Source organism: Actinopolyspora xinjiangensis (genome assembly GCF_900104475.1).
Lineage (GTDB): Bacteria > Actinomycetota > Actinomycetes > Mycobacteriales > Pseudonocardiaceae > Actinopolyspora > Actinopolyspora xinjiangensis.
Genome location: NZ_FNJR01000022.1, coordinates 1 through 21,946, shown reverse-complemented (window position 1 = coordinate 21,946; position 21,946 = coordinate 1). Strand labels below are relative to the sequence as shown.

Annotated in this window: 12 protein-coding genes and 3 pseudogenes; 4 read left to right on the top strand and 11 right to left on the bottom strand. The window is 67.2% G+C overall.

Annotated elements, in window-relative coordinates; all coding sequences use genetic code 11:
• Positions 1 to 798 precede the first annotated feature (798 nt).
• The 8 genes from BLQ75_RS22380 to BLQ75_RS22345 are packed head-to-tail and all read right to left on the bottom strand — an operon-like array spanning position 799 to position 15,475.
• A complete protein-coding gene (locus BLQ75_RS22380) occupies positions 799 to 1,338 on the bottom strand; it encodes an RICIN domain-containing protein (RefSeq protein WP_170837635.1) in 540 nt (179 codons plus the stop codon).
• 37 nt (positions 1,339 to 1,375) lie between these two features.
• Positions 1,376 to 2,047: a hypothetical protein gene (locus BLQ75_RS22375; RefSeq protein WP_092604656.1), complete on the bottom strand. Its 672-nt coding sequence runs from the start codon at positions 2,045 to 2,047 to the stop codon at positions 1,376 to 1,378.
• A 40-nt stretch (positions 2,048 to 2,087) separates the two neighbouring features.
• Positions 2,088 to 2,768, bottom strand: coding sequence for a hypothetical protein (locus BLQ75_RS22370; RefSeq protein ID WP_092604655.1), 681 nt, complete (start codon positions 2,766 to 2,768; stop codon positions 2,088 to 2,090).
• A gap of 14 nt (positions 2,769 to 2,782) precedes the next feature.
• Positions 2,783 to 3,925, bottom strand: a complete 1,143-nt coding sequence (locus tag BLQ75_RS22365; RefSeq protein WP_092604654.1) for a hypothetical protein — start codon at positions 3,923 to 3,925, stop codon at positions 2,783 to 2,785.
• The gene (locus BLQ75_RS22360) at positions 3,925 to 5,022 is read right to left on the bottom strand and encodes a hypothetical protein (RefSeq protein WP_092604653.1); all 1,098 of its coding nucleotides are present in this window, start codon (positions 5,020 to 5,022) and stop codon (positions 3,925 to 3,927) included. The genes BLQ75_RS22365 and BLQ75_RS22360 overlap by 1 nt, the downstream gene beginning before the upstream one ends.
• Positions 5,019 to 8,762, bottom strand: a complete 3,744-nt coding sequence (locus BLQ75_RS22355) for a hypothetical protein (protein WP_092604652.1) — start codon at positions 8,760 to 8,762, stop codon at positions 5,019 to 5,021. The genes BLQ75_RS22360 and BLQ75_RS22355 overlap by 4 nt, the downstream gene beginning before the upstream one ends.
• A 22-nt stretch (positions 8,763 to 8,784) precedes the next feature.
• Complete coding sequence (locus tag BLQ75_RS22350; protein WP_092604651.1) at positions 8,785 to 11,061, bottom strand: hypothetical protein; 2,277 nt, start codon at positions 11,059 to 11,061, stop codon at positions 8,785 to 8,787.
• A 7-nt stretch (positions 11,062 to 11,068) separates the two neighbouring features.
• Positions 11,069 to 15,475, bottom strand: a complete 4,407-nt coding sequence (locus BLQ75_RS22345; protein ID WP_092604650.1) for a DUF6603 domain-containing protein — start codon at positions 15,473 to 15,475, stop codon at positions 11,069 to 11,071.
• 286 nt (positions 15,476 to 15,761) lie between these two features.
• Here BLQ75_RS22345 and BLQ75_RS22340 point away from each other — a divergent pair, with 286 nt between their 5' ends.
• Positions 15,762 to 16,415, top strand: coding sequence for a sigma factor-like helix-turn-helix DNA-binding protein (locus BLQ75_RS22340; RefSeq protein ID WP_092604649.1), 654 nt, complete (start codon positions 15,762 to 15,764; stop codon positions 16,413 to 16,415).
• Positions 16,416 to 16,444: 29 nt separating this feature from the next.
• Positions 16,445 to 17,302: a hypothetical protein gene (locus BLQ75_RS22335; RefSeq protein WP_092604648.1), complete on the top strand. Its 858-nt coding sequence runs from the start codon at positions 16,445 to 16,447 to the stop codon at positions 17,300 to 17,302.
• 1,181 nt (positions 17,303 to 18,483) lie between these two features.
• Here BLQ75_RS22335 and BLQ75_RS24830 read toward each other — a convergent pair.
• The 3 genes and pseudogenes from BLQ75_RS24830 to BLQ75_RS24560 form a co-directional block, all read right to left on the bottom strand.
• Positions 18,484 to 18,798 (bottom strand): hypothetical protein, encoded by a 315-nt coding sequence (locus BLQ75_RS24830; RefSeq protein ID WP_425286483.1) that lies wholly within the window; start codon positions 18,796 to 18,798, stop codon positions 18,484 to 18,486.
• 74 nt (positions 18,799 to 18,872) lie between these two features.
• Positions 18,873 to 19,733, bottom strand: a pseudogene (locus tag BLQ75_RS24825) (S8 family serine peptidase); the annotation flags it as partial.
• Between the two features lie 17 nt (positions 19,734 to 19,750).
• Positions 19,751 to 20,383, bottom strand: coding sequence for a S8 family serine peptidase (locus tag BLQ75_RS24560; protein ID WP_170837634.1), 633 nt, complete (start codon positions 20,381 to 20,383; stop codon positions 19,751 to 19,753).
• Positions 20,384 to 20,642: 259 nt separating this feature from the next.
• Here BLQ75_RS24560 and BLQ75_RS22320 point away from each other — a divergent pair.
• A pseudogene (locus tag BLQ75_RS22320) lies at positions 20,643 to 21,507 on the top strand (IS5 family transposase).
• 42 nt (positions 21,508 to 21,549) lie between these two features.
• Positions 21,550 to 21,946, top strand: a pseudogene (locus tag BLQ75_RS22315) (MAB_1171c family putative transporter); the annotation flags it as partial.

Sequence of the window (21,946 nt, the reverse complement as noted above, 5' to 3'; positions counted from 1 at the left end):
CGAGCCGGACGGTTCCGGCCAACTGGCTTGGCCTCCCGGGCAATCGTGGACGCGGCCAGCATCCGCATGAAAAGGACTGTGGCGCAGTTGGTACCGCACTTGACTGGTACTCAGAGGGGCATGGGTTCAAGCCCCGTCAGCTCCAGCCAACGTGCCGCAGCAAAACGGAACGTAACGCGGGTATGGCCAGGCGAAATGCGCGCGGCGACGGCGAGCGGGGGGTCCAACTGGTTCCCCAGCCAGGCCGCCTGCCGGGCAGAGCGTGCGACCGCCGCCCGGGTGCGAGGTCACCGTTCCGCACCACCCCGGGCCAACATCGCCACAGAACACTCGCGGACGTCCATTGGTGTCGACACCCGTCGCCTCCACGCCGATCAGCAGGACTCCGGCGGCAGAGCGTCGTGCAGTAGCCGATGCAACGCCGCGCGGAAGATCCTGACGCGGTGTGCCCGTGTGGCGTTCCAGCGCGATGCTGCCCATCAGGGTAAGCCAGCGGCCACCGGGGGTGCGCGTGCTACCGCTACGGTAGTACCACGCCGACATCGGCGAGCACCGCAGCCCGCTCGACGACTGTCGTCTCCCAGCCGACACGACGCGGACAGATCGCCGCGGCCGGACCACCGCTGCCCCCCCCCGTGACCACCACATTCCCACCTATGCCCACATCACCGTTCCGTTCCTGTCCGGGTGCGGCACGGGAAGGGGGTAAGACGGGATTTCCCCCGCTGTGATCTCATCGGAGCGGTCGGCGCACGAACGGGGAGCGGTGCCAAGTATGTTCCCGAACGTGGTTGCGGGTCATTCGATTCGCTCCAGTACCGGGTTCCAGGACCCCTCGGACTCGGAAGCCCCGGTCTTGACCGGCTCGCGCTGCCACCGCTGCTTCGTCTCACCGGTCTTGCAGGTGCGTACGAATCCCCAGCTGTCCTGGTCGCCGCCGCCCTCGATGCACTTGCCGGTCTTACCCGCCAGGTGGAACACGCTCCCGGACTTGTCCCTGTCGGTCCACTTCTGGTATTCGCCCCAGTTGCACTTCTTCCCGTACAGCGCCGTCTTCCCGTTATGGTCCAGGCACTGCCCGGAGCCGACGTTGATGTAGTAGTAATAGTCCCCGCCAGCGGGGCGACGCTCGAACTGCTGGAGCTTGTCGGACGAGTCGCAGGTTCGCAGTCGCATGTTCACCTGCGGGTCCTTGCCCTCGTCGCGGAGGCACTTGCCCGGGATACCCACGCTCTTGATCAGGTAGATCTCCGGGGCGGCCGGTTGGGCCGACGCCGGGCATGCCACGGCCAGCCCGGCGAGCACGGCTACAGCAGCCAGGCCATCACGGATCATCATCATCGGACTTCCCTTCGTTCTCGACGGAACAACGACGTCATGCCTGCAGGTCGTAGAACAGCTCGCCCAACGTAGACAGATCAGTCTCCTGGTTGTGGAAGACGAACTTCGCCGACATGCGCCACCACACTTCCTCGGTCCCGGTCTGCGCGTAGGAGAGCAGGTAACAGTGGGCCCTGTTCCGCGATTGAGCCAGTTCCACCACGCCACGGTGGTGCTGGTTGGTCACGCAATTCGCGACGACGACCCGATCGGCCTGCTTCACCACGGTCTCGATCTCGGTCCACACCTGCTTATCCAGGACGCCGCCCGCACTGCCCTTGAGCGGGAAGCGGGCGTTGACCTCGAGCTGGACCGCACCTTCCCCCTTGGTGACCTGCGCCCAGTTCTGACCGATCACATTGTGCACCAGGGAGATGACGCTGTAGCCTTGCTCGACCGCGTCGTCGAGGAATGGCGGCCACTTCTGCCGTTCGAGCACCTCCGGGCGGTAGTCGTGGGAAGGGTTTCCCCATCCGTCGCCGGGGTTACCAGCGCCGATCCCGAGGTGCACCAATGTCTTCTTCTTCGCAGCGGACCACGCGCCGAGGAGTTTACGAACCTCGTCCAGGACCTCCTTGTTGAGTTTCTGGTCGGCCTCGGTCAACGAACCGCCGAAGCCCGAGTCCTCCGCCTGCGGCCAAGTACGGCTCTGGATCCACACAGCCATCGCGTACCCGTTCTGGTCGGCGCGGCATCGCCGCCGCGGTTCACGCCTTCTTGAGTTCGACCGCCTTCGTGCCGGTGTTGACGACCGTGAAGCACTTCCACTCCGTACCGTCGTGCAGGTGGACGACCTTCTTGGTGTTGCTCCACGTGCCCCGGAACGCCGCCTGCACCGTGCTGATGCCGTCGAGTTGGCGCGGCTTGCCCGCGTCCTTGTCGTTGGCCTTGAACGCCCGGTATTTCACTCCGAAAAAGAAGATGACCCACCCCGGCGGCACTTCCACGGCCGCGGTGACCCCCGCGTTGGCGTCCTTCCCTGGGAACCCCTCGAAGACACTCGTCAGGTCGCTGACCTGGGGGGTCGGTTTGGCCTGGTTGTTCTTGTTGTTGTACCAGGGGTCGGCGTTGGTGTGGGGGTATGTCACCTGCCAGCACTTCGCCGACGAGTTCCAGGTGACGAACTGCGGCCTGTTGTTGTTCATGTAGGTCGCGTGCAGGACGTGTGGACTGGCGAACTTGCCGTTGAAGTCCCGCCACAGACTTCCGTACGCGGTGCCACCGGGCGGGTAGCACTCTTGCTCGCCACCGTTGTCATAGCACCGTTCGAGCTTGTCGTCGCGCACCCACCGCCTGATGACGTGGTAGTCGGCGTCGACGAGGTGGGCCGTGTCCGGTTCCGCGTTTCCGCGAATGATGAAGGCGTCGATCAGCTTGGTACTGCTCATTTCCCGCTCCCTCGTCATGCTCCCGCCAGCGAACCGATCCCGATCGGCTGCCAATCCAGGCGGATCCGATACGGCTTGACCCCGGTGACGGATTTGTCGTGCCGGAACCGCACCCGGTGCCCGTTCGGGATGGGCAGCACGAGCCGGGGTGCGCGCATGAACCCGTTGTCGATCTGGTCCTCCTTGGCCTCGATGGTGGTGGAGTGCAATGGCTCCTCCGATGTTTTCGGGAGCAGGCTCACGCCGACCGTCGGCAGCGAGGACGCTCCCACCTCGGCGTCTATGGAGACCATGAGGAGTCCGTCCGTCGGCGCGGGTGGGCTCACTTTCTCCGCGCTGCTCTCCGGGACTATGTCCACTGTGTTCTGATTGCGGTGTCCGAACCAGCCGACTCCGCGTTCGACGGTGAGGTTGGTCGTGATGACGTCGGGGTGGGAGACGATCACGAACGTACTCAACACCGGACGGGTCTTCGTCCCGTTCTTGTCGATGGTCGCGACGAGCCGGTAGCTGGTGTCGTGGTGCGGCCTCACCTTGTGGGCCTGGCTGTCGGTGACGTCGACACCCTCCGGTTCCAGGTCGTAGTGCAACCGGTAGGACACCGTGCACCCCTCGGGTGGCCGGTTCGACTTGGACCACACCAGGTCCGTGGCCATCCCTGCTCGGACGACGATATTCCGGGGTTCGAAGCCGCGGAAGAAGAACTTCTGCGGTCCTTTGGCAACCGCCCACGAGCACGGTTGCGGATCGCCTTCGGAGCTCTCGATGACGGGGACGTAGGAAGTCCCGTACTCACGGTTCACCTTCAGGCCCTTGACCGTGAACACCACCCGCTGCCCCGTACCGAACGTGCCGTTCTCCGGTTCAACGACGTAACGCGTCTTGTTCTCCTCCGGACTCACGCTCCACCCCGGGGGCACGTCCGTCTCCTCCAGTTCCCCGGAGTTCGGATCGTTGGTGAGGTGATCCGTACCGGCCCCCACCGGAATCGCGACTGTGACCTTGTCCGTCTTGTAGTCACTGCCCGAGTTCGACAGCTCCACCCGCAGGTCGGCAGGTTTGCCGTTGTTCGTGGGATGCGGGTTGCTGGTCACTTTGCACGTGAGCGTGAGCGGACACTTGTGCCGTTCGGTGTCGTGTCGGGCTGGAGTGGACATCAGGTGTTCACCTCGAAGTCGCCGGATCCGATGGGGAACCAGGTGGCGGTGAACACGGAGCTGTCCGGTTCCTTGACCTTGGTGATGCGCACCGCGGTCCCCTTGGGCACCGGCACCAGCACGTTCTCGGTCCGGTCGACGTGTGTGCTCGTCGCCGTCATGCGGTGGAGTTCGGTGTCGTCCCGGAGCTTCCCCTTGCGCAACACCGAGATCTGCAAGACGGCGTTCTTGTTCGCGTCGCCGGTCCGCGCGGCCGCCGCGATCATCCCGTCCGTTGGTACCTCCTTGCTGGACCACACCTTCTTGTCGAGCGTCAACGTGCTCGGACCCCGCAGCAGGGTGGCGACGCCGTTCACGGTGAGGTCACCGGCGGTGACATCGCCCTTGTTGACGGTGACGAGCGTGATCGCCCCGTTCTCCGCCTCGCCTTTGACCGCGCGCAGACGGATCGGCGTGTTGGTCGTCAGTTCCTGGTTCAACGGGAAGGTGTAGCTGCCGTTGTTGTTCTTGAGGCCGTTGCGCTCGGTCAGCTCGAAGGGCACCTTCTGGCCGACCTGCAGGTAGAAGCTCGGCGCGGTGGCCGCTCCCTCCCAGCTGAGTTGGATCTTCCCCTTGTATTCCACGCTCTGCGGGTTCGCCGCGAAGTGGTCGATGCGGACCTCGGGTTTGATCTTCCCGACCTCGTGAGTGCGGGAGTGCTCGACGGTCTCGCCGTCGACCCCGCCGACGACGGTGGTGACCACCTCGGCAGCCCCGGCCACCTCGTTGGTCGCGATGCCCGCCAGCACGATGCCGATCGACTCCCCCGGGGCAAGGGTCACCGGGGAAGAGGATGGAACAGCGGTGAGGCTCCCCGGCCGTTGTCCCGGCTCGATCGTCCATCCCTCGTCCAATGCCACGACGCGGATGCGATGGGGCGAGTCGGTCAACGCACCGCCGTCGGGCCCGACCGGTAGGTCGATCGTGATCCGACGGCAGGTGAAGGGCCGGTCGAGCACGTTGCTGACCACAGCGCGCAACGCGGCCTCACCACTGGTGACGGCCGGCCCGTCGGGCTGTTCGAGAGTGCACCACACGGGTGCCGGTGCGTCGGTCATGTGTCTTCCTCCGTCGTGCTCGTCAGCTGCTCGTCATGCGGCACCACCGTGAGAAAACCGTTGCGCGCCGCTGGGCTCGGATCCGCGAGGTGCGCCAAGGCGTCGGCTCCGGTGACCCCGGAAACGCCCCAGGCTCCCTGTGCCCGGCGCTCGCACCAGACGCCGGACATGCCGGTCTCCCCCAGACGCGCGGACAACGGGATCACGACGGTGTCCCTGGCGGACTCGGGCTCGCTGATGCGCCTGTTCCCGGCGAGTACCGGGCCCGCCGGGATCCCGATGCGCATGCGTTTCAGCACGGCCCGCACGGTCTGCTCGGGTAGTTTCAGCGCGCTGGCCGGGAGGATGTCGGTGTAGGCGTGGACGGCGGACCAGGGGTCGACCAGCAACGTGACGTAGCGGGAGACCGCGGACGACTCGTTGCGGTCCGTGGTCGTGGGACGCGCGGGCAGGGCCAGCGCGCTGCCGTCGACGCCGGGCTTGAGGTACTCGGGCGAGGTGAATCCGTGGGTGCTGCCGACGTGCAGTCGGGTGTAGTCGGTGCGCGGCGTTCCGAGCGTCGCCGCCGTGTAGTAGCCGACCAGCCCGTCGCGCGGGTCAACCTCGTTGCCCAGGTGCACCCGCCAATTGACGTTCCACAGCGGGTGGTTCTGGGGCTTGTGGTCGTGCTGGGCCGCGGCGAGCAGCGAGTCCCACGTGGCGTCCGGCAGCGGTGTCGCGTCCAGCTCCAGTCGCAGCCGGGCCCGCAGGAGCACCAGCGGCCTGCCGACCAGCAGGGACGGCAGCGCTTCGTCGTCGTCACGCGGCGGCGCGGTGGTGAGCAGGCTGTGGTTGACGGCCATGAGCAGTTCCCGCAACCGCTGGGGTTTCGCGGTCGTCGTGCCGACCTGTCCGCTCGCCCGCTTGTCGGCGTCCTTGTCGACCAGTTCGTGCAGGAAGGCAGCGAGGTTGGGGTAGGACTCGGCGAACGCGGGGTTGTCGAACAGGTCGGCCGGTTGCTGCCAGGGCGATCCCGGCAACGGCACCCAGGTCACGGCCCGGTGGTCGGGTGGTCCGATGAGGTGTGCCTGGCCGAGCCCCCGTCCCTGCGGGTCGTAGACGACCAGGTCGCGGCGGTCGGTGGAGCCACCACCGGTCGACATCACCCACCCGCAGATCGCCGTGTCGCCGGTGAAGTCGGGGTCGGTGTTCGGGTCGACGACGTCGACGGTGCGGTGCGAGATCAGGTCGAACCGGAGCCTGGCCGGTTGCGGCAGGCGCGGTGGCAGGTGCACATACCGGTACTTGTTCGTGGTCGGGGCGATCACATCCGAGGACATGCTCGACGACGAGCGCGGCCGGAACTTCTCCGGCTCGGCGTTGAGCACCACCGGCGCCGCCCGCCCGAAGCGGTCGACGAGGACGACGTGGGAGAACGCCAGCTGGGCGGCCCGCACAGCCTGGTACACCGAGGTCGTGGCACCCCAGTCGGGGCGCGGCACGACCGGCCGGCGCCCGCAGGTCATGCCCTCGGGTCCGGCGCCCGGGTCCAGGAACCCAGGTGCGCGCCGGGTGAGCCAGGCGTTCAGCCCGTCCAGGCGCTGGGCGACCATCGGCCACGAGCCCGCCCTCGTGCGCAGCTCCGCGAAGTCCTGCCCGGCGGTGTCGCCGAAGGTCTCGATGTGGCTGTCTACCCGCCGCTGCACGGCGAATGTCGGCAGCGGGGCGATGCAGCAGCGGCCCGACGCGGACAATGCGGGAATCTTCGCCAGGTCGCCGTGGTTCTTCAGCTTCAGGTGGCCGCGTGCGAACTCCCAGTACTGAGTGCCGTCCGGGGCGTACGGCAGTGCGTGGACATCGGCCTTCCAGAGGAGGAACAGCGGCTCCCACGCCTGTTCCCACAGGCGGGTGCTTTCCGGGAGCCGTTGGCCCGTCGCGGGCGCGAATTTCTCGGCGAACTTCGTCCGCCGCTCGTCTCCCTCGGGCAGGCCCAGGGCGTGCGCGGCGGCTGCCTCCAGGGTCGCGAACTCGCCCAGGACTTTGCCGAACACGGTCCAGGGCAACGCGGTAGTCGTGGTCTCCACGACGTCCTTGAGCGCGTCGAAGGACCCCGGTTTCGGCAGTGTTGACGGCGGGGAGAACTGCTTGCCGTCGAACGTCCCAGAGGTGACCAGCTCGCCGGGCCGCCGAACCCGCAGCGGCGCGACCGAGCTTACCTCGGTACCCGAGTCGACGCCGTCGCCGTACAGCAGCACCGTCGGATCGTCAGGTTCGTGGAACGGGTCCAGGGGCAGGAGTGTGAGCGCTCGGCCGGGCCTGAGCTTCTGCCGCAGCTCCGCGGCCTGTTTGGCGACCTTGTCGTCCCATCCGGCGAGCGCGTTGGCCGCGTTCGCGACCCGCTTACGCAGCGAGGTCTCCTGAGTGGTGCTGAAGTGGGGCTGCGCCTTGGTGCGGAACTGCGATTTCTCGGCCGCCAGTCCCCACGCCCACCACAGGTCGGCCAGTCGTCCCTGGAGCGAACCGGCCTCGCGGGCCGCCTGGTCGCGATGCGCTTGCGCATCGTTGAGCTTGCGCAGCAGTTCCCGTTCGGTGGTGGCCTCCTCATCGGTGAGCGTCACCGGCTCGGCTTTCGGTGCGTCCCGCTCCACGACCTGCCAGACGTGGCCGCCGGACGACCTGCGGAACCAGCCGGCGTGCAGCGCGGAACGCAGCGTGGAGTCCGAACCGTCCAGCACGGTGTCCAGCTCGTCGAGCTTGCCGGAGTGGAACGCGGTGAACAGGTTCTTGCGATCGGCTTCGGACTCCGACCGGCCAGGAGCGAGCGTGCAGTCCTTGACGAGCGCGTCCAAGGCGTCCGTGGCGCTGTGCCCGACCCCAATATTGACCAGGGACGAGGCCATGCCGGGACGTTTCGACTTCGGCCGGCCGTTCGTGCGGTCCCACTCCATCCCGAGCACGGTCCCCACACACAGCATGCGCCGGGTGACCGGCTGCGGGGCGGATACCTCCCAGTTCAGGACCTCCAGCGCCTCGACGAACTTCTGCGCCTCCGTCTTCCCGGTCCGGGCGTAGAAGGCGAGGAGCTTGCCGAGGTTGTCGGCGTGCAGCACGTCGTCGCCGGTCCGCGAGTGCCAGCCGACGACCAGGTAGCTGAGCACACCGGTGTCGGGAAGCCCGGTGGCCGGGTCGTGGAAGGAGAAGACGTTCTGGTTGTACGGCTGGAACGCCGCGAAGGTCGGCAGGTCCGGCCCCACCGCGGTCAACGGCCGGAGCACGTCGTCGTTGGATCCGGGCTCCTTCCACGGGCTTCCGGCGTCGAGCTTGTGCTTGCGTCCGATGTAGATGACCTTGCCGTCGCGCAGGTACGGCGAGGTGCCCTCTTTCCTGGTCTTGCCCACGTGGTCGCTCTGCACGATCCACCCCGTCGCACTGGGTGCGCTGGTCCGGGTCATGCGGGCGTAACGCACGACGAGCCACCGGTTCGGCGCCGGCGGGTACGTGATCGAGTCCCCATCTCCGGAACCGCTGAGGTCGATGCGGCCCCGACTCAGCGCCTCCGGGATGCGCCACTGGAGGAACACCCCCACGTCTTCCTTCTTCGGAGGCTTGGAGGTGAACGGCTCGCCCTCGGGATTCCGCCGCTTCCCCGGCCTGAAGTCCAGACTCCAGCGGTAGAAGGGGTCGTTGTCCTTGACTTTCTCGGTGAGCGCGAGCGCGTCCACCTGGGTGGGTACCAGGAGCGGGTCCGGGTGCGCGGTCATCGTCTTCCTTCCGGTGCGCGGCTCACTGGGCGGTCAGAGTCAACTGTTTGGGGCTGTTGGCGAGTTGCAGCGCCAGCAGGGCCGAGGTGATCTTCGGTGCGGGGTGCTGCTCGGTCTTCTTCAGCGCCGCAGCCATGGCCGGAACGAGCGCCTTGTCCTTGCCTCCGTTGGTGAGGTTGAGGACGTCGGAGTCCTCGGTGCGCAGCAGTACGCGGATGTCGGCGAGGGTCCTGTCGTTGGGCTGGGCGAGCTTCTTTCCCGGCACGGGGTCGTCGTTGGCGATATTGCGCAGGTAGAGCTTGCCGTTGTCGGCGCCGACGGGGATGTCGAGTCCGAAGTTGAGGGCGTGGGCCGGTTCCCTGATCACGACTTTGTCCGGTGTGGATTCGAACAGCACCAGCAGCACGTCCGGCGCGGGTCGTCGTGGACGCATTCCCACCGTCTTCCCGGATTCGCTGGCTTCGACGATCAGGGCGGGCCAGTGCTGCACCATGCGGGAACGCAACAGCATCCCGCACGCCGCCCCGAGCCCTCTGGTGGTGGCGTCCAGGAGCGCGCTGGATGCCGCGGCGTCGACGTCGCCGCTCACACCGAGGTTCGCGACCCCGGCGACCACGTGCGCCATCCACTGGTTGTCGACATAGCAGAAGCGCAGCGCTTCCGGGGGAAGTAGTGCGGCATCTGGGACCAAGTGGTGAAACGGCAGCGAGTCGAACAACTTCTTGGCGTCCAGCCCGGCTTCGCCAAGGGTCGGCAGGTGGCTGTCGACGACCTCGTCCAGCGCCCGGGCGCAGGCGTCCACCAGGGCGGCTCCGCCCGCGCCCGTGAGGGCATCGGCGATGAGCTGCCCCACCGGGGTCGTCGTGGGAGGTTGCTCGGAGGTGCTTTCCACGACATTCTCGGTCGGCTTGTTGGACAGCTTCTTCAGTTCGTCGGTGAGACGCTTGCCGAGACCGTTCTCGACGAGTCCGGTGAAGCGGTCGACCGCGTGTTCGGTGCCGTCCTCTGCCTGCCCCAGCGTCCGCGCGGTGGCTCGCTGCACCGCCCGAAGCGCGTCGGCCCGGAACCGGACCAGTGAGCGGGAAAGTTGCTGGTCGGCGACCGCCATGAGCCGTCCGAGGGTGAACGCGCTCGCGTAGCTGACGTCGAACGTGCCGTACTTCTGGGAATAGATCAGCGCTTCCGAAGCGGTCGCGGGTGGTGCGGACGTCGGAAGCGTTCGCGCCGGTTCGGGGGTCAGCGGTCCGCGGTACCAGCCGAGGGCGTCCTCCCCGCCCGGCAGCCGGTGCAGGACCGGGACATAGCCGCACTCGATGCGCTCGCGGGCTTCGGTGCCGTGTCCGCCCGACGGGATCGAGGTGCGCAGCCGCAGCGTCGCGCCGTGGTCCTTGGCGTCCTTCGCCAACGCAGCGGCCAGGGCGCCGAAGTGCGGTTCGGCGCTGGTGTCGGTCTCGAACGACCACGACCACAGCACCACGAAGCGCACCGGCTTCGACGGTTCCTTGTCCCCGCCGAGGACCTTCCACCGGCTGTGTCCTTCCAACGAGACGAGTGCGGCGGTGTAGCGGGTATTGCGGCGGGCGAGCCGGTTACCCAGCAACACGCAGTAGCGCCCCTTGGCCCACCTCTCGTCGCGGGAACGCTGGCCGACGACCCCGACATCGCGCGCGTGCACCAGGTACGGCAGCTCGGTCTTCGTCGGCAGCAGGCGGCCCACCGCGTCCTTGTCCAGGTCGAGCGTGCGGCACGTGCCGTCGACGATCGGGGGCGGGATCGTGCCGAGCTCGGGGAGTTCCACATTGTCATTGACCCCGGTGAGCTCCTTGACCGGACGCGACACCACCAGATCCCCGGACGGCGGGACCGTCGCCACCTCGTCCGGCTTGAGCAGCAGCAACGCGACCCACGGGATCGTGCGGTCCTGGGTGGTGAACGTCCGCTCCCACGGCAGACTCGCCCGGCTGAGGGTCAGGTGCGGCACGGCCGTCTCGAAGTTGCCCCGGGCGGCGGGAGGCGGGTACGCGGCGAAGACCTCGCCCGGGTCGATGCCGAACCGCGGTGCGGTTACCGAGAACGACTTCTCCCCGTTCAGGGTCGTGTCGAGCTGCCCCTGCTGCGGACCGGCCTTGTCGGTCGTCACCCGGTGGTCGACCTTGACGGTGTACTCGCCCGCGGTCACGACCGGGACGTAATTGTCGTGCAAGGAGATCTGGTACCGCGTGGTCGTGACGAACTCGCCGTCCGACAGATTCTCGTGGAGTGCGGTGTGGTGTTCGACGGTCGTCGATGCGTCGGTCACGGCGTCCTCACTGTCCGGTCTGCACGATCATGGGGTCGGCGGCGAGGTAGGACCACGCGCGGGCGGCGCAGTCCGGCAGCGCGGCGGCGGTGTCGGCGAGCCCGGTCGGGAGCAGGCCGTGCGCCTTCAGCACGCCGTGCAGAGCGGACCGGTCGTTCAGGGTGCCCGCCAGGCCCGTCGAGAGGGTCGTGCGTACGGTGCCGGGTCGGGTCGGCTTCGGTCCCTTCTGTGCGGCCCCGGACTTGACCGGCAGGGCCGGTTTGTCGCCGGTGATCTCCTTGATGCCGAAGTCCTCCGGTGACACCGTCCCCCGCGTCCCGCCGAACTTCGGCGGCGGTGCGATCATCCGCACCCCGACGAGTCGGCTCAACAGCAGTTCCTTGCCGGGACCGACATCGGGGACTGCGCTGGGCTTGTCCAGCGGCTCGCCCCACAGGCTCGCGGGTACCGCCAGCTTGATCGCTTCGAAAGTCCACTTCGACCCTCCCACGGGGACCGGGTTGACGACCTCGTCCTGGCCGTTGGTCTTGCGGTGGAGCGTGATGGTGTGCGTAGCCGAGAGTTGCGTGCTGCCCATGGGCCGGATGTGGGCCTTGCCCCCGTTCGACAGCCCGAGAGAAGTGGTCTGTGAGACCGATGTGGACACCTTCGCGTCGGTGATAGGTGTCGGAGCACGCAGTTCGAGCGTGAAACCGCCTTGGGCAAGTGACCACTTCTCCGGTTGAGTGCCGGGCGTGCTGCGCTGCTCGGACAGCAGCCCGTGCGTCGGTACCAGACGCACCTGCTGCTTCGCCAGCGCCTTGTCGTGGAAGTCGGCCCACCCCAGCCACCGGGCTCTCGCCGGGCGGTCGGAGGCGCCGAACCGGATGTGGAAGTCCGGCCCGATCGGAGGGTGCACCACGGCGACGCCGCCGGTGGGCGGGCCCCAGACGGTGAGGTCGACGCCCACCTCGACCCGCGGGTTGAATCCCTTGCGCAGCTCCGCTCCCGCCCGCAGGCCGAGGGCGACCTCGAAGCTGAACGGTTGCCACTGGATCAGCGCGTCCAGTTTCGCGTCCAGCCAGGCGTGCGCGATGGAGGCGTTGAAATCAACGTGCAGCTCACCGCCGAACATGAACGCCGCCGGGGTGAGCGCGGCGTACCACGCGGCACGGATCTGGGTCTCCGCGTTGACCGCCCAGCGCACGCCGATCCGGCGTGCGACGGGGTAGTGTTTCGGTGCGCGGTACTTCGGGTGGTATCCGCCGAACGTAACGACGAAGTCACCGGTGTGCGGGGACGGACCGACCCACGTGCACAGCGCGAAGTCGCCTTCCACCCGGCAGTCGGGGTGCAGCAGGTACGAGTCGCGGGTGAACCCACCGGACAGCGACAGCTCGCCGGTCGACGATCGGTACAGCGCCCGCACCGCCAACCCGAGCTGGGCGATGGGTTTGACCACGGCGCCGCTCCCGCCACGCGGGTCCTTCGGGAAACGCGCGGTGGCGAGTCCGAGCATCATCAGCGTGAAGTCGGACCCGAACTGCAGCGCCAGCAGAATGCGGGCCTTGACGAACTCGAAGGCGGTGAGGTCGATCCCCGCCGCCAACCAGATCTCCCCGGGCTGGGGTCGCACGACGCGGCCGAGTGACTCCAGGATCTTCAGCGGCCCGTCCTTGACGGGGAACTTCGACGGATCGGTGAGCCCAGCGACCATGGGGTGATCACCGATCTGGTCGACCGCCGGCACCGCGACCGCGCTGTTGTAGCCGAACCCGCCGCACAATCCCTCGACGAACACCGGCGGCGTGCCGATCTTGAGCCCCGTTCCCTCTCCGAACAGGAAGAACGACACGCCGCGGGGCCCGTCGAAGTACGCGCCCGCCGCGGCGACCGCGATGCGGGGCGTGCGCACGGTGAAGCCACCGGCGAGCATCAGGGTGTAGGGTTTGGGGGCCGCTCGGCGCAGCACGGCTCCCGAGACCTGGACGGGGCCTTGGGACCAGGCCAGGCCGAGTCCGTCCAACGCACCGGTGACCGGGTGCGGCTCCTTGATGCCGACACCGAGCCCCAGGCCGTGCGCCTGGAAGGTCACACCCCCGAGGCTGACCGCGGCGTCGATCAGCAACCAGACGGTCCCGGTTGAATACCCCAGGCCAACGCGCGCCATGCGCAGCGGCCCGATCGTGCGGTCGACCTTCGTCCACACGACCGTCGTCGGAGGCATGTCCGTCCGCTCCGGGACGTCGCGGGGTGCCAGCACGACGTCGGCAGGTTCGAGGCCGTCGCTGGTGTACTCCTCGACCTGCCCGCCGGACAGCTCCCGCGGATGGCTCTTGAACGGGATCAGGAAGGACTGCAACTTCCCGGCGAGTTCGACGTCGAGGCCGACCGTCACCTCCGCCTGCCACGCCGCCTCGGGCAGCGTCACCCTCGAGTTCACCAGCACCGCTGTCAACGCCTTGCGCAGCGGATCGTTCGGCTTGAGCAGGTCCGAGACCCGCACCGCACCGATCCCCCTGAGCCGGGCCGCCCCGGGCGGGATCTGCGGCCCCACGACGGGCAGCGCCGACATCGACAGGTCCACGGCCGCCTGGGCGACCAGCGCGGACGCGCTCTTGGTGTCGTGGGTCACCGACGCGAACACGGTCTCGGTCTTCGAGGTTTTCAGCACGAAGGCCAGGGACGACTTCTTCCGCTTGGTGTCGCGCCGGTGCACCAGGCACGCCGAGTTGATCACAGGAACCAACTGGGCGAGTTCCGCGGGAAGCTCGACGCCGAGGAGCTTGGCCAGTTCGGCCAACGAGAAACCCGAGCGGCTGACCGTCCAGTCAACGCGGAAGCGCACCTCGTCGTTCTCCTTCACGACGCGGCCGCGCAACCGCATGGAGCGTTCGCCGTCGGGCCGTTCCACGGTGAGCACGGCCCCGGCATTGAACGCACCACTCCGCTTGCTCGCGCCGACTCCGATGGTGACGGCGAGCTCGCCCATCGCCGAACCGACCGGGAATTCCGCGGCGCAGGCGAAAGCGGCCCTGCGGGTCTGCTGGGTGACCTCGACGACCAACGCCACCTCGCGCAGCGCGAGCCGGCTGATCGCGTCGGGGACGTCGACGTCGAGCTGGTTCTTCAGCCACGTCGCGAAGCCGCTGAAGGCCAGTCCATGGACCTCGCCCCGCAGCCGCCAGGGCACGGTCTTGTCGGCCTGCGCCGAGGCGTCGAAGTGCAGAGACTTGTCGTCGATCGCCGCCACCCCGCGTACGGCCAACGCCCATGTGCCGCCTCGGCGGTGGAACTCGACCCCGGAGTCGGAGATCGTGATCTTCTTGCCGCCGCCCAGATCGAGCTGCCAGGTTCCTGCCAGGGCCAGCCAGAGGCCAAACGAGGTGCGATCGCGCTTGAGGTCGGCCCACAGCGCGCCGGATGCGGACTTCGGTTGAGCGATGCCGAGTTCGGTCAGCCGGGCGGCCGCCTCCCCGCTGATGGGCTGCGGCGTGTTGGCCCGGAACTTCCCCGACAGCCTCAGGTCCGGTAGGGACACCGCGACGTCGACCGCCAGGTGGCCCAAGCTCGGGAGGACGGCGGTTCCGGTAAGCGACAGGGAGATGACGGACTTGCCGAGGGCCTTGGGGAGGACCGACACCGACGCGTTCGCCTGGCTGATCTCCAGGTGCCCGTCGACGACCTTCCACCCCACTCCGAGCGACACGGTCACGACGGCACTGCGCACGGTCTTCTTCGTGCTGTCCACGACGATGCGGATGTCCTGGATCTTCGGCCCCGACGGGGTCAGGCCCGAGGGAAGCTGCCACGCGGTCTCACCGTTCTCGGGAGTGCCGACGAAAGGCAGTCTCCGCAACGACTTCAGGCCGTCGTTGAGCGGAACGCCAAGCTGCGAGGACGTCGCGGTCAGCGCATAGAGCGCACCCACACGCACCAGGTCCAGCCGTACCGACTTCCCGAACACGCTGAGTTCGACCTGCGCCCACGCGATCGCGGCGTCGGACTCGGCCTTCCCGGTGCCCGCCCACAACAGCAGGAACGCCTTGTCACAGAAGGCAGCGGCTCCGGTGCCACCAGCCTTGCGCAGGAAGTCGAGGGACGCCACGAACCCGCCGCTGTCGATCGACCAGTTCCCCGCGTTCAGGGTCACCGCCAGGTTTATGCCCTTAATCTGCTCGCCGTTGCGGGTAAACACCGCCTCCGCGGTCAGCGAGGCGGTCATCTTCGGCAGCGAGACCGCGCCGGTGACGGTGATCGCCGCGTTGGTGGTGGTGACCCGCACGTTTCCCAACACCAGCTTTCCATTCGCGAAGTGCTGGTTGAACAGAGTCGTGAGCGGAGTGCCGTCCCACTCCGCGGCAAGCACCTCCAACGGCTTGCTGTTCTGCTGTGCGGTTTCGGCGCGGGTCTTCAGCTGGCTGACGGTCAGCATGGGCCTTCCCCTCGGGCGCGGGGTTGGTTCCGGGAGTCGTGCGGCGGACGCCGCGCTCCTCACCCTCGTTCTAGTGCGCGACGGTGGCCGCGCCCTCCGCGACAACGGCGTCTTCACCTGATCGGGGGCAAGGAGGAGAGGGATCGGGGTGAGATCGAGGCACCATCGGGCGAAACACCGCCCGCTGCTGTCGCCCTGCGCACGGCCGCACCGAGACACTGAGAAGCGCGGAGGCGCGCAATCCGATTCCGCACGAAGAGTTTTCGCCGTCAAGGAGGGTTCCTCGGTGCACCAGTCAGGGACGGTTTCCCCGCACGTCCGAAAGCTGTCCCGGCGTCGGACGGCAGTCGAGGGGCGCGACGACTCCCTGGCCGTGGTCGACTACACGCTGCGGATCATGACCTCGTGGATCGTCACCGGCGTGGTGTTCGCCCGCGTCCGACAGATGACCGCCGCGCGGCTGCCGTGGACGCCGGAACTGGCCGCGCCGGACGCGGCCGAGGAACTGGCCGGGATCACCGTCGCCGTGGCGCTGCGCCACCTGGAATCCTCGACGAACTCCTGGAGCCCGCAGGGCGGCGGCAGCTTCCACACGTACTTCCTCGGGCAGTGTCTGCTGCGGTTCCCCAACGAGTACCGGCGCTGGCTGCGCGAGCACCGGGCCGGGTCCGCCCCGGCCACCGAGGCCCTCGACGAGGCGGTCGACGTCCCCGACCCGCGCCCGCTGCACGACCCGGAGCAGGTCGTGCTCTCCCGCTCGGACCTGGCGTCCGCACTGCCCGGCACCGCGGGCGCACGGGACCGCAGAGCGCTGCTCCTGCACGCCAACGGGCATTCGCACGCTGCCATCGCCGTCGAGCTGGGGACCAGTCCCAAGGCGGTGGAGATGCTGCTCTACCGGCTCCGCCGCAGCGCGCGGCAAAACCGAAGCTGGTCGTAGAACACTTCCGCACCACCACAGGAGGCCCCATGTCCGCACCGGCGCTCGAGCACGTCGCCGCCCCGGACCAGACCAAGAACGTCTTCCCGTTCCTGCGCCGCACTCCCCTGCCGCACCGGGTGATCCGCTTCGACGGCCGCGCCCCCGAGAACATCTTCGAGGCGGGGTTCGCCTCCCGCGGCACTGCCTACGACATCGTCCGCCACGTCGACGGCAAGGACTTCCTCGCCACGTCCAGCGGTTTCGTCAGCACCGGCGACTCGGTCGTGCGGGCGATGTCAATCTACCTGCGCACCATTCGACGCGTCATCAACCTGTTGACGGGAGCCGACAAGAAACGCGTCGACCAAGCGATCAAGGATCTGGGGTACCAGAAAATGGAGAACGGGAAACGCTGCGGCAAACAGATGTGGATCTACCGGATCGCGCCGACACGATACTACCTCAACTCGGCCGACAACATCCTGGCCGCAGACCGCGCGCACTACGCTACCAGCGAGGTCCGCTACTACGCCCGGACCCAGGGCGAATGGATGGCTCCCCGCAGGATTCCCACGGCCGCGATCGAGTCCGCGGAGAAGATCGTCCTGTCGTTCCAGCTGAACAGCAAAGGCGGCGTCGACGCAGGGGCGCACGTGCGCGTGGAGCACCAGGAGACCAGGAAGAACGCCAGGTTCAAACCCACCAACGTCCACAACCCGTTCGGCGTGGACGGTTACGATGGACTCATCGGCTACGGCGCTCTGCCCAGCCCGGGCGAGCCGGGATACCAGGAACCGCCGTCGTCGGAATGGAGCGGCGAATCGGAGTACTGGGACGCCCACGGCGCCGAGAAGCAGCCCCGCTACCCGTTCGGGCGGCCGCAGTCGCCGCTCGACGACATCTGACTCCTCGACGGCGTCTGACGGGGTGGCTCGACGGCGCCCGCCGAGCCACCCTGTCGGCGGATCACTGGAAGTACGGCATGTAGAACTTACCGAACCAATCGCACAAGAAGCCTTCGCCGAATTTCGACGCCTTCGGGCCCGGCGAGTGCGTCCACGTCTTCGTCGGCGTGGTCGACGGATTCAGCGCGTCGTACTCGTCGGTGTAGATCTGCAGCCGGGGCCAGTTGTTCTCGTCGACGTACGTCATCCGCAGCACGTAGAGCTTGTCGCCCTTGGCATTCACCCCGTATCCGAGCACCGACTCTTCCTTGGCCGTGTTACTGAGCACCACAGGGGTCGCCGTAGGTTTCGTGACGTCGACAGCCGCGATTTTCCGGAAGTGTCCGAGGTTGTTCTGCTCGTTGTTCTCGTTCAGGAAAAAGTAGCACATCTTCCCGGCGAACACCGGTTTGCCGAACGACATGGCACCGGACGGCAACGTCACCGTCCGCTGTTCTCCCTTGCTGAGATTGAGCAGGGTCGCCGTCTGCGACTCGGTGCCCTTCGTCGGTTTGGACCGGGTCACCATGGCGTACTTGTCGTCACCGCTGATGGTGATCCAGCACGGGTTGTCGACGGAGCTGTAACGCACCACCCCGGTCAGCAGCTCCGGAGCTTCCACTCCCCTGTCGAGATCGCCCTCCTCGGTGCTGCGCTTGTTGGAGGGAACCTCGCAACGGGCAATGGCCTCCGTGCCCGTCCACTGTGCATTGTAGATCAGCAGGTACAGCATTTTTCCGTCGGAGGTCAGCGCCATGTCGGGGATGTAAGTCTCCTTGCCGATCCTGATTCGCCACGTCGCCGGCGCCGTCTTGTTCTTCGACCGCAGATTCTCCTTGTTGTCCGGTTTCGCGATCATGAGGATGAGCTTCTCCTCCATATCCCATGCCGGGCGACTCACGTCCGACCGTGCCGCGTACAGCCGTCCCTTGAGGTCCGACGGCTGGTTCGCGCCGAAAGCCATCGCCACGCACGACACCGAGTAGTAAAAGCCCTGATGTGGGATCAGCACGTTACCGAGGTACTTGGCGTCGGACGGGTTGAACTCGCGAACCCCCGGATTGTTGAAGTCGCCGCAGTACACGCGATTGTACTCCGAGTCGTACACCGGGATGTTCATGGCGACTGTGGGGTGCCCCCAGCTAGGATAACCGCTCTCCTTCTGGTAAGTCGTGGGTGTCGGTGACGCGGAGGACCCCAGATCGGCGGAGGCGATCCTGATCGTATCGCTCCCGTCCAGATAGCCCGGGGTGAGAGCAGAACCGGAAAGCCAGTGGATCTTCATCGTCGTTCCTTTCCGAAAATCGGCGGTACGGTCGCATCTGGCCGAGGTCGACGAGCCCTGATCCCCAGACATTCTGGTGGTACTTGATAGCGCTTCTCTCTCGATAGGCGAGCTTGCCCCGGATCTTGGCCGCGTCGAGGATGGGGTCCGTCTGCAGCAGCAGGGCCGCGATCCCGGAGACGAACGGGGCGGAGAAGCTCGTGCCGCTGCCGATGACGTGGGTGGCGTCAGGGTGTCCTCGCTGTCGGGTTTCTCCGCGACCGTGCTCGACAGGCAGGACACGATGACCGCTCCGGGGGCGACCACGTCGGGCTTGGCGACGTGATCGCGACGCGGCCCCTGGCTGCTGAACGGCGCCATCCCGTTCTCGGTGTAGGAGCTGTACTGCCAATCCAGCCGGTTGATGTCGGTCCACTTCTTCCGCGTGATGTAGGCACCGGCGGCGATCGCGCTGTCGGCATCGGCAGGAGCGCAGACCGTCATCGTCGTGCGTGCTCCCGGGCCCACCAGGTAGACGTCGCCGATGCACCACACGTCGACACGGGTGACCGATAGGACGCTGTCCTGCTTGCCGCGCAGGACGAGTTTCCAGAACCACCGCTTCTTCTCGACGTTCTGCGGCGGAGTGGCGCGGACTCCAATGTAGTGGTCTCCGTTCCTGGGGTCGACCATGTGGTAAAGGTCGCTGTCCCAGCCGTCCAGCTCCTCGCTGAGGAAGGGCTTGTCGTTGCTGACCGGCCCCAGGAACTGCGTGCGCTTCCCGCTCGGAGCCTCGAACGCGATCTCGATCTCGCCCTCGCCTGAGTACCACCCGTAGACATTGAAGGCGTCGTAGTTGCGGTAGAAGCCGTAGTTGCACGGGATCGTCGTTTCTGCCCTGCTCACATCGGCTCCCGCACGGATGAGAGTGGACCCTTCGTTGCCCGCGGAGCAGCACACCACCACACCCGGACCGGACACCTCGTCCACGGCCTTCGACACCAGGGCGGTGCCGTTGTGCGGGTGCTGCTGGTGGCCGAGGCTGACGTTGATCACGAGCGGCTTCTTCGCCTCCCGGGCGATCCTGGCGAGGTAGCGGATCCCGGCGATGACCCCCGAGAGCTTCATGTTGAACTTGACCACGATCAGGTCCGCCTCGTGGGCAACACCGCGGTAGGTAGCGCGGCACCGGCGGCGACTCCGGCTACCTGGGTGCCGTGGCCATCGGTGTCCTGCGACTTCGTCACGTCCGAACCGGTGTACTCCCGGCCGTACTTGCCTTCCGGGACACCGTTGCCCGAGACGGTCTGGTCCCAGATCCGTTGCACCCGGCCGGTGAAGTCGGCGTGCGTGGCGTCGATCCCGGTGTCGACGATCCCGATGATCACACCCTTGCCGCTGATGTTCGTGCGCGTGCGGTAGTCGGGAAGCCCGACCTTGCCCGCGGCGACGTCCAGGTGCAGCTCGACGTGCTCGTCCTGGCTGATCCACTCCACGTGGGGGTGTTCGGAGAGCCGTTCCAACGCGTCCAGCGGGAGCGTCGCCGTACGCACGCGCTGCCCGCCTTCGTCGATATCGACGTCGATGAGGTCAGTGAGGTCAGCGTTCTCGCTGCACAGCAGGTTCACCACGACGCGGGCCGACTGCGCGGCGTCGGGCGGTGCGATGAAACCAGCCAGGCCCTGTCTGTCGGCGCGGGACGACAGCCCTTCCCACCCGGACTCCAGGTACGTGTCGTACGCGCGGACCAGCGACGGTGAAATCTTCCGATATTCCACGGAGTCCTCCACGGACGGCCAGCGTTGCGAGGTCACTGTTCACCCTGGCCGATACCCGCGCGGTACGCCGTCCTCGGAAGGGAATTTCACCCGGCGGGGTAGCAAGATCGCTAGGGCGTGTGTCGAAGTCGGCTGGGGTGTGACGTGGGGTGACGTGCTGGTCGTGTGTCGGAGATCGAAAGTAGGTGAGGTCTCCGGTAGATGGTTTATCGACCAAGACAACCATCAGCACGGAGACCTCGTGGACAGGGTAGCGGCGATAAGACGGTTTGACCTCACCGACGCGCAGTGGGCGCGGGTGAAACCATTGTTGCCAGCGGGCAAGCGGGCAGGGCGACCACCGGTGTGGACTAGGCGTCGGTTGATCAACGGGATGCGGTGGCGTGTTCGGGGTGGCGCGCCGTGGCGCGATGTTCCTGCGCACTACGGTTCCTGGTCAGCGGTTTACGCGCTGTTTCGCGCTGGCAGCGTGATGGCACCTGGCAGCGGATCCTGAGCGCGTTGCAGGCCCTGGCCGATGCAGCCGGCAGGATCACCTGGGACGTCAGTGTCGACTCCACCAGTGCCCGGGCGCACCAGCACGCTGCCGGTGCGCGCACGAACGGGGATCGGCCGACCGAACCGCCCGGCGGCATGCACGACGAGCCGGACGATCACGCACTGGGCCGTTCCCGCGGTGGACTGACCACGACACTGCATCTGGGCTGCGAGCAGGGACAGAAACCGTGGCCACCGCCGGACAACGCGGAGACAGCCCGCAGCTCATCCCGATCGTGGCCACTATCCGGGTTTCCCGCCTCAGCCAGGGTCACCCTCGAACCCAGCCGGACAGAGTGCTGGCCGACAAGGCCTACACCTCGAAGGCCAATCGTGCCTACCTGCACCGCCGGGACATCAAGGCCACCATCCCCACCAAGGCCGATCAGGACGCCCACCGCCGAGCCAAAGGCACCCACGGTGGTCGGCCGCCAGCCTGCGACCCCGTGATCTACCAGCAACGACACGCTGTGGAATGCGGGATCAACCGGCTCAAGCGCAATCGCGCGGTGGCCACGCGGTTCGACAAACTCACCATCCACTACGAGGCCACCGTCCACCTCGCCGCCATCAACGAATGGCTCTGACCGACTTCGACACAGACCCTAGCGTCCCTGACCAGCTTCGGTTTGACGCTATCCTTCGCCGCCACCAGCGTGGAGTGGCGCGGGGCTAGTTATCCCGAAGCGGGTCAGCATCCCGGTGTGCTGGCTTTCTATCTCATCGGCAATCTCTACATGAGCTACGCCACCGCTCACGGTGCCTGGCTGTGCCGAGCCTCGGCGAGGCAGACCTACTCCGGTGCCCGTCAGAGCCTGACCGTGGCCGCTCTCGGGCTCATCGTGTGTTTGCTGGGAACGCACCTGCCGCGCGTGCTGTCGACCACCGGCCGACTACTGTTGGGCACCGATCCCGTTCCCGGAACAGCACACTGGACACCACCCCTGCTGGCCATCGGAAGCGGTCTCTTCTTCCTCGGCATCGGCTACCCCGGACTGCGCACCGGCATCATCAAAGCCCGCCTGT